This is a genomic window from Streptococcus sp., assembly GCF_030528045.1.
In the GTDB taxonomy this organism is placed as follows: Bacteria; Bacillota; Bacilli; order Lactobacillales; family Streptococcaceae; genus Streptococcus.
Genome location: NZ_JAUMZR010000025.1, coordinates 14974 through 29283, shown reverse-complemented (window position 1 = coordinate 29283; position 14310 = coordinate 14974). Strand labels below are relative to the sequence as shown.

The 14310-nt window shown below is 41.4% G+C and carries 14 protein-coding genes and 1 pseudogene; 14 read left to right on the top strand and 1 reads right to left on the bottom strand.

Annotation, left to right across the window (positions count from 1 at the left end; genetic code table 11):
• The first annotated feature begins 153 nt into the window (after positions 1–153).
• The 9 genes from Q4A91_RS06200 (at position 154) to Q4A91_RS06160 (ending at position 8746) form a co-directional block, all read left to right on the top strand.
• Complete coding sequence (locus tag Q4A91_RS06200; protein WP_303210763.1) at positions 154–1173, top strand: DNA/RNA non-specific endonuclease; 1020 nt, start codon at positions 154–156, stop codon at positions 1171–1173.
• Between the two features lie 91 nt (positions 1174–1264).
• On the top strand, positions 1265–1501 hold the full coding sequence (locus Q4A91_RS06195; RefSeq protein ID WP_000141913.1) for a DUF2829 domain-containing protein: 237 nt from the start codon (positions 1265–1267) through the stop codon (positions 1499–1501).
• The gene (locus Q4A91_RS06190) at positions 1494–2192 is read left to right on the top strand and encodes a 3-oxoacyl-ACP reductase (RefSeq protein WP_303210759.1); all 699 of its coding nucleotides are present in this window, start codon (positions 1494–1496) and stop codon (positions 2190–2192) included. Before Q4A91_RS06195 ends, Q4A91_RS06190 begins: the two co-directional genes overlap by 8 nt.
• Before the next feature lie 10 nt (positions 2193–2202).
• Positions 2203–2703, top strand: a complete 501-nt coding sequence (locus tag Q4A91_RS06185) for an NUDIX hydrolase (RefSeq protein WP_303210757.1) — start codon at positions 2203–2205, stop codon at positions 2701–2703.
• Positions 2681–3529, top strand: coding sequence for a putative PEP-binding protein (locus Q4A91_RS06180; protein ID WP_303210765.1), 849 nt, complete (start codon positions 2681–2683; stop codon positions 3527–3529). The genes Q4A91_RS06185 and Q4A91_RS06180 overlap by 23 nt, the downstream gene beginning before the upstream one ends.
• Positions 3526–3966, top strand: a complete 441-nt coding sequence (locus tag Q4A91_RS06175; RefSeq protein ID WP_303210755.1) for an ASCH domain-containing protein — start codon at positions 3526–3528, stop codon at positions 3964–3966. Before Q4A91_RS06180 ends, Q4A91_RS06175 begins: the two co-directional genes overlap by 4 nt.
• Before the next feature lie 122 nt (positions 3967–4088).
• Positions 4089–6635 (top strand): M1 family metallopeptidase, encoded by a 2547-nt coding sequence (locus Q4A91_RS06170; RefSeq protein WP_303210753.1) that lies wholly within the window; start codon positions 4089–4091, stop codon positions 6633–6635.
• A 109-nt stretch (positions 6636–6744) separates the two neighbouring features.
• The gene (gene ciaR / locus Q4A91_RS06165; protein ID WP_000590630.1) at positions 6745–7419 is read left to right on the top strand and encodes a two-component system response regulator CiaR; all 675 of its coding nucleotides are present in this window, start codon (positions 6745–6747) and stop codon (positions 7417–7419) included.
• Entirely contained in the window at positions 7409–8746 is a 1338-nt protein-coding gene (locus Q4A91_RS06160) for a cell wall metabolism sensor histidine kinase WalK (RefSeq protein WP_303210749.1), read from the top strand. Before ciaR ends, Q4A91_RS06160 begins: the two co-directional genes overlap by 11 nt.
• Positions 8747–8810: 64 nt before the next feature.
• Here the strand turns inward: Q4A91_RS06160 and Q4A91_RS06155 are convergent, their stop codons facing one another.
• Positions 8811–9095, bottom strand: a complete 285-nt coding sequence (locus Q4A91_RS06155) for a DUF3270 domain-containing protein (RefSeq protein WP_001276159.1) — start codon at positions 9093–9095, stop codon at positions 8811–8813.
• Positions 9096–9482: 387 nt separating this feature from the next.
• Between Q4A91_RS06155 and Q4A91_RS06150 the strand changes: the two are divergent.
• The 5 genes and pseudogenes from Q4A91_RS06150 to Q4A91_RS06130 all read left to right on the top strand — a co-directional run bounded on the left by Q4A91_RS06150 (position 9483) and on the right by Q4A91_RS06130 (position 14310).
• Positions 9483–10537, top strand: a pseudogene (locus Q4A91_RS06150) (ABC transporter permease).
• Between the two features lie 13 nt (positions 10538–10550).
• Positions 10551–11231: an ABC transporter ATP-binding protein gene (locus Q4A91_RS06145; protein WP_303210747.1), complete on the top strand. Its 681-nt coding sequence runs from the start codon at positions 10551–10553 to the stop codon at positions 11229–11231.
• A 125-nt stretch (positions 11232–11356) separates the two neighbouring features.
• Positions 11357–12286 (top strand): peptidase U32 family protein, encoded by a 930-nt coding sequence (locus tag Q4A91_RS06140; protein WP_303210745.1) that lies wholly within the window; start codon positions 11357–11359, stop codon positions 12284–12286.
• 105 nt (positions 12287–12391) lie between these two features.
• Entirely contained in the window at positions 12392–13075 is a 684-nt protein-coding gene (gene rpiA / locus Q4A91_RS06135; protein WP_303210743.1) for a ribose-5-phosphate isomerase RpiA, read from the top strand.
• A 23-nt stretch (positions 13076–13098) separates the two neighbouring features.
• A complete protein-coding gene (locus Q4A91_RS06130; RefSeq protein WP_303210741.1) occupies positions 13099–14310 on the top strand; it encodes a phosphopentomutase in 1212 nt (403 codons plus the stop codon).

Sequence of the window (14310 nt, the reverse complement as noted above, 5' to 3'; positions counted from 1 at the left end):
AAAGCTCCATAATTTCCATAGTGGTTTTTACCCACTACAGATATTATAGAGCCTAGTATAATAACAGTATCTTTATTCTTGAACAATTAACAAAATGATAGTAAAATGTAATAGGAAATGTTAATCTGATTACTATATAAAAAGGAGAATTTTATGAAAAAGTTACTATCCTTCTCAATTGCCTTACTTTCCATCACAACACTAGTTGCTTGTTTTGGACATAAGGCGGAATCAAAGGTCCCAGAAGAAAAAATTGAACAGAAGCAAATCAAGTTTGATGAGAAGTTGTTTAAAAAAGCTGGACTCTTGCCTTTTAAAAATGAAAAGCAGCTAGAACTTGGGGAATTGGATTCTAAATCACGCGCAACGGGTGCTCATATTCAACTTAAGGACAGTGATGAGCCAACTGAGAAGAGAGAGTCCAAGTTGACTTATGATCCAGTTGGATGGCACAATTATAAATTCTTTTATGGTGACGGTAAAAAAGAAGCTTGGTTGATGAGTAGAGGTCATCTGATTGGTTATCAGTTTAGCGGATTAAACGATGAAAAGAGGAATCTGGTTCCAATGACTAACTGGCTCAATGCTGGAAATTATTCTGGAACAGATGACCAAAACCAAAGTAGCATGCTTTATTATGAAAATCGATTGGACTCTTGGTTGGCCAATCATCCGAACTACTATCTTGACTACAAGGTGACCCCAATCTATCAGAAAGATGAATTGATTCCGAGACAAATTGAATTGCAGTATGTGGGAATTGATGAAAATGGCAAACTCTTGGAGATCAAGTTGGGCGGTAGTAAAGAAAAGGTTGATCAGTATTCAGTGACACATGTTATTCTAGACAATGTTTCAGCTAATGCGGAAATCAATTATTTGGATGGTACGGCTAAAAATACAGTCGAAAACGAAGAAGAAAAAGCTAAGAAAGAAGCTGAGGAAAAAGCCAAGAAAGAGGCTGAAGAAAAAGAAGCAGCTGAAAAGAAAGCAAAAGAAGAAGAACAGGAAAAAGCTCGCCAAGCCGCACAAGAACAGGAAGAAAGTCAGGAATCAAACTCACAATCAACAAATTCAGGTGGCTACTTTAGAGATAGAAACGGAAGATGGCACAGACCAAATGGTAAATTCGCTTCCAAGAAAGAAATAAGAGAAGCCGGATTGCAGTGGTAGGAAGAATTTAGTAGACATACAGTCAAAAAGCCGTTGGAAAACGGTTTTTTGTTATAATTAAATGAAGAATGTAGAATTGAAGGAGAATATCATGACTTTTGAAGAAATCCTGCCTGGATTAAAAGCTAAGAAAAAATATGTACGAACTGGTTGGGGAGGAGCTGAAAACTATGTTCAGCTTTTTGACACTATCGAGCAAAACGGGGTTGCACTTGAAGTGACGCCTTATTTCCTCATCAACGTGTCAGGAGAAGGGGAAGGTTTTTCCATGTGGAGTCCGACACCTTGTGATGTTTTGGCGACAGATTGGGTAGAAGTTCATGACTAGACGTGTATTGATTACAGGAGTGAGCTCAGGGATTGGTCTGGCTCAAGCTCGACTCTTTTTAGAGAAGGGTTATCAAGTTTATGGAGTTGACCAAGATGAAAATCCACTCTTGGAGGGTGATTTTCACTTTTTACAGAGAGATTTGACCTTAGACTTGAAACCTGTTTTTGACTGGTGCCCTCAGGTGGATATTTTGTGCAATACTGCAGGAGTCTTGGATGATTACAAACCGCTATTGGAACAATCAGCGCAGGAAATTCAAGAGTTTTTTGAAATCAACTATATGACTCCTGTTGAGTTGACTCGCTATTATTTGACGCAAATGCTGGAAAATAAAAAAGGAATCATTATCAATATGTGCTCGATTGCTTCGAGCCTAGCAGGTGGTGGTGGTCACGCCTATACCTCGTCTAAGCATGCTTTGGCTGGGTTTACCAAGCAGTTGGCTCTGGACTATGCAGAGGCAGGTATTCAGGTCTTTGGTATCGCTCCAGGAGCTGTTAAGACAGCTATGACCGCTGCGGACTTTGAACCAGGTGGGCTGGCGGACTGGGTGGCTAGTGAAACGCCAATCAAGCGCTGGATTGAGCCAGAGGAAGTAGCAGAAATTAGCCTTTTCTTAGCAAGTGGAAAAGCGAGCGCCATGCAAGGACAAATCCTGACCATTGATGGTGGCTGGTCTTTGAAGTAGGAGGAGTTGGATGGAAATCAAAAAACACTTTGGAGTCTATGCTGTTTGCTTTGAAAATGGGAAGTTACTCTGCATTGAAAAAACGAGAGGCCCTTATCAACATCGTTATGATCTACCCGGTGGTAGTCAGCAACTTGGTGAAGGACTGACGGAAACGCTGATTAGAGAAGTTATGGAAGAGACGGGATTTACCGTTAGAAACTACTCAAATCCTCGAATCTACGATGTTTTCGTCAGGGAAGAGTTGAAAAATTTTATGGTTCACCATATCATGGCATTTTATGATATTGAGGTCAACGAGAAGGAGCCTCAAGTTACGATTTCGGAAGCTGTGCCTGATGGTGCGAATGATTCACTCGGATATATTTGGATGGATATTCAGAAAATCACAGAAGAAAATGCATCACCATTAGTCTTGAAGGTCAAGTCTGAATTATTAGGATTTCCAGAGCTGGACAAGACCTTGTATATGAATTGGAAGGTGAATGATGAGAAATCAACTTGCCCTTAGTGGCGAAAAACTTGACGAAAAAGTTTATCCTCAGTTATTGCACCACGTCGGTATGATTCGTGGAGAATACTTACTGAGAGAGCTTAATCAAAACATCCTATTAGCAAGTTGCCAGCAATTTGTAAAAGATTATCTAGATACCATTTGCTCCTTGTACTCAGATGAAGAGGTTTGGTATCGTTTTTCAGAGTTAACAAATACGGAAGCTAATTGTTTAGAGGGGACTAAAGAGCATTTTGATGAAAATCATCCCTTGTTTGGTTATAGAGGAACTAGGCGCTTGCTGGCGTGTCCTGAAGAATTTCAGGCTGAAGCACATGTCGTTACAGAAGTTTATCAAACAAATCCCAATCTGTCTGTTATTTTTCCTTTTATCAATGATGCTGAGCAGTTAAAACAAGCTATTAGAGTATTGCGTGAGCATGGTTTTACTGGAAAAGTCGGCACAATGATTGAATTACCGTCAGCATATTTTGACTTGGACAGGATACTGGAAACGGGTATTTCAAAGATTGTAGTTGGAATGAATGATTTGACTTCTTTTGTTTTTGCGACCGTGAGAAATAGTCAATGGCATGATATGGAAAGTCCAATTATGTTAGATATGCTAAGACAGATGCTGGATAAAGCAAGGATGAAAAAGATTGACTTGGTTGTAGCAGGTTATCTGAACTTTTCCTTCATACAAAAAATGAATCAGATGGGTATCAAATGCATTATACACTACAGTTCTATTCCAGAGATTTTTGATTTAGAGATTGACCATCCAGACCACCTCAAACGTGTAAAAGAAGAAAGTACAAAATTACAAAGGAGTGACCTATGACACCGCAAGAAATGTGGAATATTTACAAGCAAATTAACCCCTCTATCGGAGATGAGATAGACGCATGGGCTTTTGGAGTGGAAGCCGATACCTTGGCAGATTTGGTTTTAAAAGGCGAAAAGACAGCAACCGCCTCAGCCTACGACCTCTACGCACAAGAAGACGAACCTCTTCCACAAGAAGGGTCCTTCGATGTCATTTTAGACAGTCAAAATCAGGCTGTCTGTATTGTCGAAATTACTAAGGTCTCCGTTCAGCCTTTTCATCAAGTTTCTGCAGACCATGCCTACAAGGAAGGTGAGGGAGACAAATCTTTAGCCTATTGGTGCCAGGTTCATGAAGACTGTTTCACCGAGTGGATGAGGGAGGCTGGACTGACTTTTACACCTGACAGCAAGGTCGTTTTAGAAGAATTTCGCAAGGTCTATCCTCTGTAGACAGATAGAAGGAAGAAAGTTTTGGAAATCGCCGTCCAATCCTTTTTTCTTAGGCAAAACATGATATAATAAGTTTGTTTGTAGAAGAGTAGCAGCTCTTAAACTTAGAATAGGAGAAAACTATGCAAGCAGTTGAACATTTTATTACGCAATTTGTTCCTGAACACTATGATTTATTTTTAGACTTGAGTCGTGAGACCAAGACGTTTTCTGGGAAGGTGACCATTACTGGTCAAGCACAGAGTGACCGTATTTCCCTTCACCAAAAAGACTTGGAAATCGCTTCTGTAGAAGTTGCGGGTCAAGCTCGTCCATTTACAGTTGATCATGACAATGAAGCCCTTCATATCGAATTAGCTGAGGCTGGCAAAGTTGAAGTGGTTCTTGACTTTTCTGGTAAAATCACAGACAACATGACAGGGATTTACCCTTCTTATTACACAGTTGATGGTGTCAAGAAGGAGGTCTTGTCTACCCAGTTTGAGAGTCATTTCGCGCGCGAAGCCTTCCCATGTGTGGATGAGCCTGAAGCCAAAGCAACTTTTGACCTTTCTCTACGTTTTGACCAAGCGGAAGGTGAAGTGGCCTTGTCAAACATGCCTGAGATTGATTTGGAAAACCGTAAGGAAACAGGCATCTGGAAGTTTGAGACAACACCTCGTATGTCTTCTTACTTGTTGGCCTTTGTTGCTGGTGATTTGCAAGGTGTGACCGCCAAAACTAAAAATGGTACCCTCGTCGGTGTCTACTCAACGAAAGCCCACCCACTATCTAACCTTGATTTCTCACTGGACATCGCCGTTCGCTCTATCGAGTTTTACGAAGATTACTACGGAGTTAAGTATCCAATCCCTCAATCACTTCACATCGCCCTTCCTGACTTCTCAGCTGGTGCTATGGAAAACTGGGGTCTTGTGACCTACCGTGAAGTTTACTTGGTTGTAGATGAGAACTCAACCTTTGCTAGCCGTCAACAAGTAGCTCTTGTTGTGGCGCATGAGTTGGCTCACCAATGGTTTGGAAACCTCGTGACTATGAAATGGTGGGATGATCTTTGGCTTAATGAAAGCTTCGCTAACATGATGGAATACGTCTGTGTGGATGCCATCGAGCCAAGTTGGAATATCTTTGAAGACTTCCAAACAGGTGGTGTTCCAGCTGCGCTTAAACGCGATGCGACGGATGGTGTTCAGTCTGTCCATGTCGAAGTCAAACATCCAGATGAAATCAATACCCTCTTTGACGGAGCTATCGTCTATGCCAAAGGAAGCCGTCTCATGCACATGCTTCGCCGTTGGCTAGGTGATGCTGATTTCGCTAAAGGCTTGCATGCTTACTTTGAAAAACACCAATACAGCAATACAATTGGTCGTGACCTTTGGAATGCTCTCGGACAAGCATCAGGACGTGATGTTGCAGCCTTCATGGATTTTTGGTTGGAACAGCCTGGTTATCCAGTTCTCACTGTCAAAGTTGAAAATGATGTTTTGAAGATTTCACAAAAACAATTCTTTATCGGTGAGCACGAAGACAAGAACCGTCTCTGGGTTGTGCCACTCAACAGCAACTGGAAAGGTCTACCAGATACACTTGAAACTGAAAGTATCGAAATCCTTGGCTATGCTGCTCTTCTTGCTGAAAACGAAGGAGCACTTCGTCTCAATACTGAAAATACAGCTCACTATATTACAGACTATCAAGGAGACTTGTTAGAAGCTGTTCTTGCTGAGCTAGAGACACTTGATAACACAAGCAAACTACAAATCGTCCAAGAACGTCGTCTGCTTGCTGAAGCAGGGCACATTTCTTATGCAGACTTGCTCCCAGTCCTTGATAAACTTGCTAAGGAAGAGTCTTACCTGGTGGTTTCAGCTATTTCTCAAGTGATTTCAGCCCTTGAGCGCTTTATTGATGAAGGAACGGATGCTGAAACAGCCTTCAAAGCACTGGTTGCTAAATTGGCTCGTCACAACTATGACCGTCTTGGTTTTGAAGCCAAAGATGGAGAATCAGATGAGGATGAATTGGTTCGTCAGTTGGCCGTTTCTATGATGATTCGCTCTAATGATGCAGAAGCTAGTCAAGCCGCTAGCCAAATCTTTGCAGCTCATAAGGAAAATCTTGCAGGACTTCCAGCAGCCATCCGTGCACAAGTTCTCATAAATGAGATGAAACACCATGAGACAAAGAACTTGGTCGCAACTTATCTGGACCTCTACACTCATGCCACAGATGCTGTTTTCAAACGCCAGTTGGCAGCTGCTCTAGCCTACAGTACAGATGCTGACAATATCCAAACCTTGATTAGTTCATGGAAGGATAAGTTTGTTGTGAAACCACAAGACTTGTCTGCTTGGTATTACCAGTTCCTAGATCATCAAACAACTCAAGAAACTGTTTGGGTATGGGCGCGCGAAAACTGGGCTTGGATCAAGGCAGCTCTTGGTGGGGATATGAGCTTTGATAGCTTTGTTATCCTACCTGCCCATGTATTTAAGACAGAGCAACGCTTGGCAGAGTACAAGGAATTCTTTGAACCGCAACTTTCTGACCTTGCTCTTAGCCGTAACATTCGTATGGGGATCAAGGATATCGCAGCGCGTGTTGACTTGATCAAGCGTGAGAAAGCAGCAGTCGAAGCTGTTGTAGCTCAATATGGCAAAGCTTAATTCATTCGAAATGTAAATAAAAAACTCAACTTTCTATCTTAAAAGAAGAGAGAGTTGAGTTTTTTTAAGGCAATTTTGGTATAATAATCATAACAAGGAGGAGTTTCTGATGATAAAAATCTTATTAGTAGAAGATGACCTAGGCCTGTCAAACTCAGTATTTGACTTTTTAGATGATTTTGCAGATGTTATGCAGGTTTTTGATGGAGAAGAAGGTCTCTACGAAGCTGAGAGTGGCGTCTATGACTTGATTTTGCTTGACCTGATGTTGCCAGAAAAAAATGGTTTCCAAGTCTTGAAAGAATTGCGCGAAAAAGGAATTACCACACCAGTCCTTATCATGACTGCCAAAGAGAGTTTGGATGACAAGGGACATGGTTTTGAGTTGGGAGCGGATGACTACCTCACCAAACCTTTCTACCTAGAAGAACTCAAAATGCGGATCCAAGCCCTTCTCAAACGTTCAGGTAAGTTTAACGAAAACACCTTGACCTATGGGGATATTGTCGTTAACCTTTCAACGAATGAAGTGAAAGTGGAAGATACTCCTGTGGAACTACTCGGAAAAGAGTTTGAGTTATTGGTTTATTTCCTTCAAAATCAAAATGTTATTCTTCCTAAGACGCAAATTTTTGACCGTCTATGGGGATTTGATAGCGATACGACGATTTCCGTTGTAGAAGTCTATGTCTCAAAAGTTCGTAAGAAATTGAAGGGAACAGCCTTTGCTGAAAATCTTCAAACCTTGCGTAGTGTCGGGTATATTTTAAAAGATGTTCAATAAACTAAAAAAAACATGGTATGCGGATGATTTCAGCTATTTCATTCGAAACTTTGGAGTGTTCACCCTGATCTTCTCTGCGATGACCTTGATTATCCTCCAGGTCATGCACTCGAGTCTCTATACTTCTGTAGATGAAAAACTCCAAGCCCTTAGTAGCAGCCCCCAAGCGGTTATCCAGTTAGCCCTGAATCGGGCAACTGAAGAGGTCAAGGATATTCAACCAGCAACAGCGGATGCCAGCAAGGCTGAAATCAAACCCAATGTCAGCTCCAATACGGAAGTCTTGCTCTTTGACAAGGATTTTAACCAACTCTTACTAGGGAACCGTTTTTTAGGTTTGGACAAGATCAAGCTGGACAAAAAAGAGTTGAATCACATTCGGCAAATCCAAGTTGTCAATAGCTATGGTCAGGAAGAAACCTATCGGATGATTTTGATGGAAACCAACTCATCTTCCGTCTCAAGCAACGTCAAATATGCTGCAGTTTTAATCAATACCAGCCAGCTCGAGCAAATCAGCCAAAACCACGAGCATTTAATTGTTGTAGTCATGGCTAGTTTCTGGCTCCTGTCTTTAATTGCCAGTGTTTACTTGGCACGCGTCAGTGTCAAACCCTTGCTGGAAAGTATGCAAAAGCAGAAGTCCTTTGTTGAAAATGCCAGTCACGAACTGAGAACGCCTTTGGCTGTTTTACAAAATCGTTTAGAAAATCTCTTTCGAAAACCAGAGGCAACGATCATGGAATCCAGCGAAAGTATTGCTTCGAGCCTTGAAGAAGTTCGCAACATGCGCTTCCTCACGACCAATCTCCTCAACCTTGCACGTCGCGATGATGGAATCAAACCAGAAATAGCAGAAGTATCACCACAGTTCTTTAAGACGACCTTTGCTAACTATGAGTTGATTGCTTCTGAAAATGATCGTATTTTTGAGTATGAAAATCGGATTTATCGTCCCTTCATGACCGATCAGTTGCTCCTAAAACAGCTCATGACCATCTTATTTGACAATGCCATCAAGTATACCGAAGAAGATGGGAAAATTGAGTTCGTAGTTCATGCTACAGATCGCCATCTCTATCTAACAGTGACAGATAATGGGATTGGAATCTCAGCTCCTGACAAGAAGAAAATCTTTGACCGATTTTACCGTGTAGACAAAGCGAGAACCCGTCAGAAAGGTGGCTTTGGTCTTGGACTATCTTTGGCCAAGCAGATTGTTGACGCTTTGCGAGGAACGATTAGCGTGAAAGATAACAAACCTAGAGGAACAATTTTTGAAGTTAAGATCGCTATTCAATCTCCTTCAAAACGTAAGAATAAATAAAAAAGACAGTTAGATAACTGTCTTTTTTGATAACTAGAAAAGAGGTTGGTAGTAGTGCCAACCTTTATTTTGAAAATTTTCGTTTCATTATCTTTCGTTGAAGTTGTAAAAGGGCAAAACTAAGACCCATTGCAGCGACAAAGGATAAAGCTGTATTTAATTTTATAGCTAAAAAGATAAAACTAAAAAGTGCCATAAAAATACAGAAACAAGCGATATTTACAAAAAATAAAATCTCTTTTAGATTAGGGCCGACTGGGGCTTCTGGTGTGTAATCTTGGTAAAGCGGAGTTTGTTTCGATTCGGGAGCTTGTTCAAACTCATAAGCTTCTAATTTTCTTGCGGACATGATTCTCTCCTTAACAGTACATAACTATTTTATCATTTTTTATGCAGAGAATTATTACAGAATTGTTACAAAACTACTAAAGTCTCTTATCAACTTCTAAGTCTCTCTTCTTGACACCCACCCACTAGAGAAAATGATAGCATGGATGTTACACTTAAAACAGATGACCTGACCTTCTTAATTATAAATATATTGAGAAAGGTAAGGATAACTTATATAAATTGATAGCAAGCTGAGGCTTTTCCTAAGATGATTTGTTGAGTTGCTACCTGGATACTTTTGAAGAGTATTGATAGGAGTTGTTTTGAATGGATGATAAGACAGAGATTCTGTCTATTGAACTGGGGGGCTTTTTGCTACCTCTGGGAAATGTTAAAGGAGATAAGCATGTATCTTGCTATCAAAGAGATATTACGAAACAAACTTCGATATAGTTTGATCTTAACGACCATTTTTCTTATCGCTTTTATGGTCTTTTTTATGACCAGTCTAGCTCTCGGTCTTGTGCGAAACAACCGAGCAGCTATTGATAATTGGCAAGCGACGGGTGTCATTTTATCCGACTATGCAAATGATAATTTGACGGCATCTTTTATTCCTGAAAAGGACTACAAGGATAAGAATTCTGAAGAGGCTGCTCCATTGGGCTATATGTTTGCTGTGACAAATCTAGTCGATGGTGGTGAAAAGGTCAATGTTTCCATTTTGCTCAAGACTGGGACTCTTTTATCTCTCCTAGTTTGACGGAGGGTCGTTATCCTGAAAGAGATGATGAGGTTGTCGTGGATCAGTCTTTTGAGAACTATGGGATGAAGCTAGGTGATGCCATTCAGCTCAATGGAAGCGAGGCAAGTTACAAGATTGTAGGCCTGACTCAAGGAAATAAGTTTTTCACCGAGCCTGTTGTCTTTACGAGTCTGACAACTTATTGGACCTTACAAGGAACCTTGAAAGCCAATCGTTCCATCTCTGCCTTGGTATTGAAAAATGACATAGAAGTGGCTGGTGACGGACTGAAACAGATTTCCATCCCAAAAATGATATCGAAAATTCCTGGTTACACACCTCAGGTGAATGTATTTTCAGGAATGATTCTTGCTATGATTGTTATCACAGGCTTGATTGTGGGGATTTTTGTTTATATCATTACCATCCAAGAACTAGGTCTTTATGGAATAATGCGGGCTCAGGGGATACAGATCAAAACCATTGTATGGTCTCTGTTCTGTCAAATCTTCCTCCTAGCTGGTATGGGGATTGCTTTAGCCTTGCTGGCAATCGGAGGAGTGATTTTAGTCTTACCAGCTACCTTCTTTTTCTATCCAAGTTGGATAGCCTACTCTGTCCTAAGTTTGGTAATTTGCTTGATGGCTCTTCTAGGTTGTGTCATTTCACTTCCACGTTTGTTAAAGGTGGACCCGATTACTGCGATTGCAGAGTGATAAGGAGAATAGTATGACAGCATTGATTGAAATGACTCAAGTGACAAAAACCTACGGGGAAGGAAAGATGAAAGTCGTAGACTTACATGAGACGAATTTTCAGCTAAATGCAGGAGAGTTCGTAGCTATCGTTGGGCCTTCAGAATCTGGAAAGACGACCTTTCTAACAACTCTAGGACAACTACAGGAGGCATCGAGTGGAAAGATTCTAGTCAAAGGGAAGGAAACAGGCAGTTTAACGGAGAAGGAAAAAACAGATCTCCGTTTTAGAGAGTTTGGTTTCATTCTCCAGGCTTCAAACCTAATTCCTTTTCTAACGGTCAAGGAACAGCTTGACTTGATAGACAGACTGGATAAGGGAAAAAATAGTAAAAGTGACCGAAAAGAGCTGTTTGACTTGTTGGATTTGGAAAAGGTCCAGGATCAGTATCCCAAGGCTCTATCGGATGGCGAACGTCAACGTGCCGCGATTGCTAGAGCGCTTTATAACAATCCGAGTATCGTTCTTGCAGATGAGCCGACAGCCAGTCTTGACACCGAGCGTGCTTACCAAGTAACGGAGATGCTGGCTGCCATTGCCCATGAACAAGGTAGAGGAGTTGTCATGATTACACATGATACACGCCTTCTTGATAAGGTTGATAGTATTTATGTCATGAACGATGGCCACCTAGTTGAAGAAACACATGCATAAAATAGAGTGAATGGTACAAGTTGCTGTTCACTTTTTTGATTGGGAAAGATAGAAACAAGTTTAACTTTTTGTGAAACTCTCAGTAACCATAGCTGATTTTTGAGAAATGTGGTATAATTTTTCTTATGGAAAAGATTATCATTACAGCAACTGCTGAAAGTATTGAACAAGTTAAACAACTACTCGAAGCTGGCGTAGATCGTATCTATGTTGGTGAGAAAGATTTTGGCCTTCGTCTGCCAACAACCTTTAGTTATGACGAGTTGCGCACCATCGCTAAGCTCGTTCATGATGGGGGTAAGGAGTTGATCGTTGCAGTCAACGCCCTCATGCACCAAGATATGATGGACCGCATCAAGCCCTTCCTAGACTTCTTGGAAGAAATCAAGACAGACTATATTACTGTTGGGGATGCAGGTGTCTTTTACGTGGTCAATCGTGATGGCTATTCCTTCAAGACTATCTACGATGCTTCAACCATGGTAACAAGTAGTCGTCAAATTAACTTCTGGGGACAAAAGGCTGGCGCATCTGAGGCGGTTTTGGCGCGTGAAATTCCATCTGCTGAGCTCTTCAAGATGCCTGAGATTTTGGAAATTCCTGCTGAAGTGTTGGTTTACGGAGCTAGTGTCATTCACCATTCTAAGCGTCCGCTCTTACAAAACTACTATAACTTTACGCATATCGATGATGAAAAGACACGTAAACGTGACCTCTTCTTGGCAGAACCGAGTGACCCAGAGAGCCATTACTCTATCTTTGAAGATAATCATGGTACCCACATCTTTGCAAATAACGACCTTGATTTGATGACCAAATTGACAGAATTGGTAGAACATGGTTTCACTCACTGGAAGCTAGAGGGACTCTACACCCCAGGTCAGAACTTTGTGGAGATTGCTAAACTCTTTATTCAGGCGTGTGGCTTGATACAAGAGGGGAATTTCAGTCATGATCACGCTTTCTTGTTAGATGAGGAAGTGCGCAAGTTACACCCTAAAAACCGTTTCCTCGACACAGGATTCTATGATTATGATCCTGATATGGTTAAATAGGACACCAAAACCCGAAATAAAAATGTTCGGGTTTTTCCAGTGTATCCATGAAATAAAAACGGATACATGTTATAATAAAAATAGATCTTTAATGGAGGTGTTTAAGTGGAGAAACTGAAAAAGATGGCAGGTATCAAGGCTGCTGAGTTTGTCAAGGATGGTATGATTGTTGGACTCGGTACTGGATCAACTGCCTACTATTTCGTAGAGGAAGTAGGTCGTCGGATCAAGGAAGAAGGTTTGCAGATTACTGCTGTGACAACTTCCAGTGTGACCAGTAAACAGGCTGAAGAACTAAACATCCCACTAAAGTCGATTGATCAAGTGGACTTTGTCGATGTGACAGTTGACGGGGCGGATGAAGTAGATAGCCAGTTTAACGGAATCAAAGGCGGAGGTGGTGCCCTTCTGATGGAGAAGATTGTGGCAACGCCCTCAAAAGAATACATTTGGGTGGTAGATGAAAGCAAACTGGTAGAGAAACTAGGTGCTTTTAAATTGCCAGTAGAAGTGGTTCAGTATGGTGCAGAACAGGTCTTTCGTCGGTTTGAGCGAGCTGGCTACAAACCAAGTTTCCGTGAAAAAGATGGCCAACGTTTTGTGACCGATATGCAGAACTTTATCATTGACCTAGCCTTGGATGTCATTGAAGATCCGATTGCTTTCGGACAAGAATTGGACCATGTCGTTGGTGTCGTAGAGCACGGCTTGTTCAACCAAATGGTGGATAAGGTCATCGTAGCGAGACGAGATGGTGTTCAGATTTTAACTTCAACAAAAGCAAGATAACTAAAATAATAAGGAGACAGACTATGTCAAAATTTAATCGTATTCACTTGGTGGTACTGGATTCTGTGGGAATCGGTGCTGCGCCAGATGCCAATAACTTTGTCAATGCAGGGGTCCCAGACGGAGCTTCTGACACACTGGGACACATTTCAAAAACAGTTGGTTTGAATGTGCCAAACATGGCCAAAATCGGTCTAGGAAATATTCCTCGCGAAACGCCGCTTAAGACTGTACCAGCTGAAAGCAATCCAACAGGTTATGCAACAAAATTGGAAGAAGTTTCCCTTGGTAAGGATACCATGACTGGTCACTGGGAAATCATGGGACTCAATATTACCGAGCCTTTCGATACTTTCTGGAACGGATTCCCAGAAGAAATCTTGACAAAAATCGAAGAATTTTCAGGACGTAAGGTCATTCGTGAAGCCAACAAACCTTACTCAGGTACGGCTGTTATCGATGATTTTGGACCACGTCAGATGGAAACTGGGGAGTTGATTATCTACACTTCAGCTGACCCAGTTTTGCAGATTGCTGCCCACGAAGATATTATTCCTTTGGATGAATTGTACCGTATCTGTGAATACGCTCGTTCAATTACACTTGAACGTCCTGCCCTTCTAGGCCGTATCATTGCTCGTCCGTATGTTGGTGAACCAGGTAACTTCACTCGTACGGCAAATCGTCGAGACTTAGCCGTTTCTCCATTTGCACCAACTGTTTTGGATAAATTGAACGAAGCTGGCATCGATACGTACGCTGTTGGTAAAATAAACGATATCTTTAACGGTGCGGGTATTAACCATGACATGGGCCACAACAAGTCAAACAGCCACGGAATTGATACATTATTGAAGACCATGGGACTTGCTGAGTTTGAAAAAGGATTCTCCTTCACAAACTTGGTAGACTTTGATGCCTTTTACGGTCACCGCCGCAATGCTCACGGTTACCGTGATTGCTTGCATGAGTTCGATGAGCGCTTGCCTGAAATTATCGCTGCCATGAGAGAGAATGATCTTCTTTTGATTACTGCTGACCATGGAAATGATCCAACCTATGCTGGAACTGACCATACTCGTGAATATATTCCACTTTTAGCTTACAGCCCTAGCTTTAAGGGAAATGGTGTCATTCCAGTTGGACATTTTGCAGATATCTCAGCGACAGTTGCGGATAACTTTGGTGTGGAAACTGCCATGATTGGGGAAAGTTTCTTAGATAAATTGGTATAA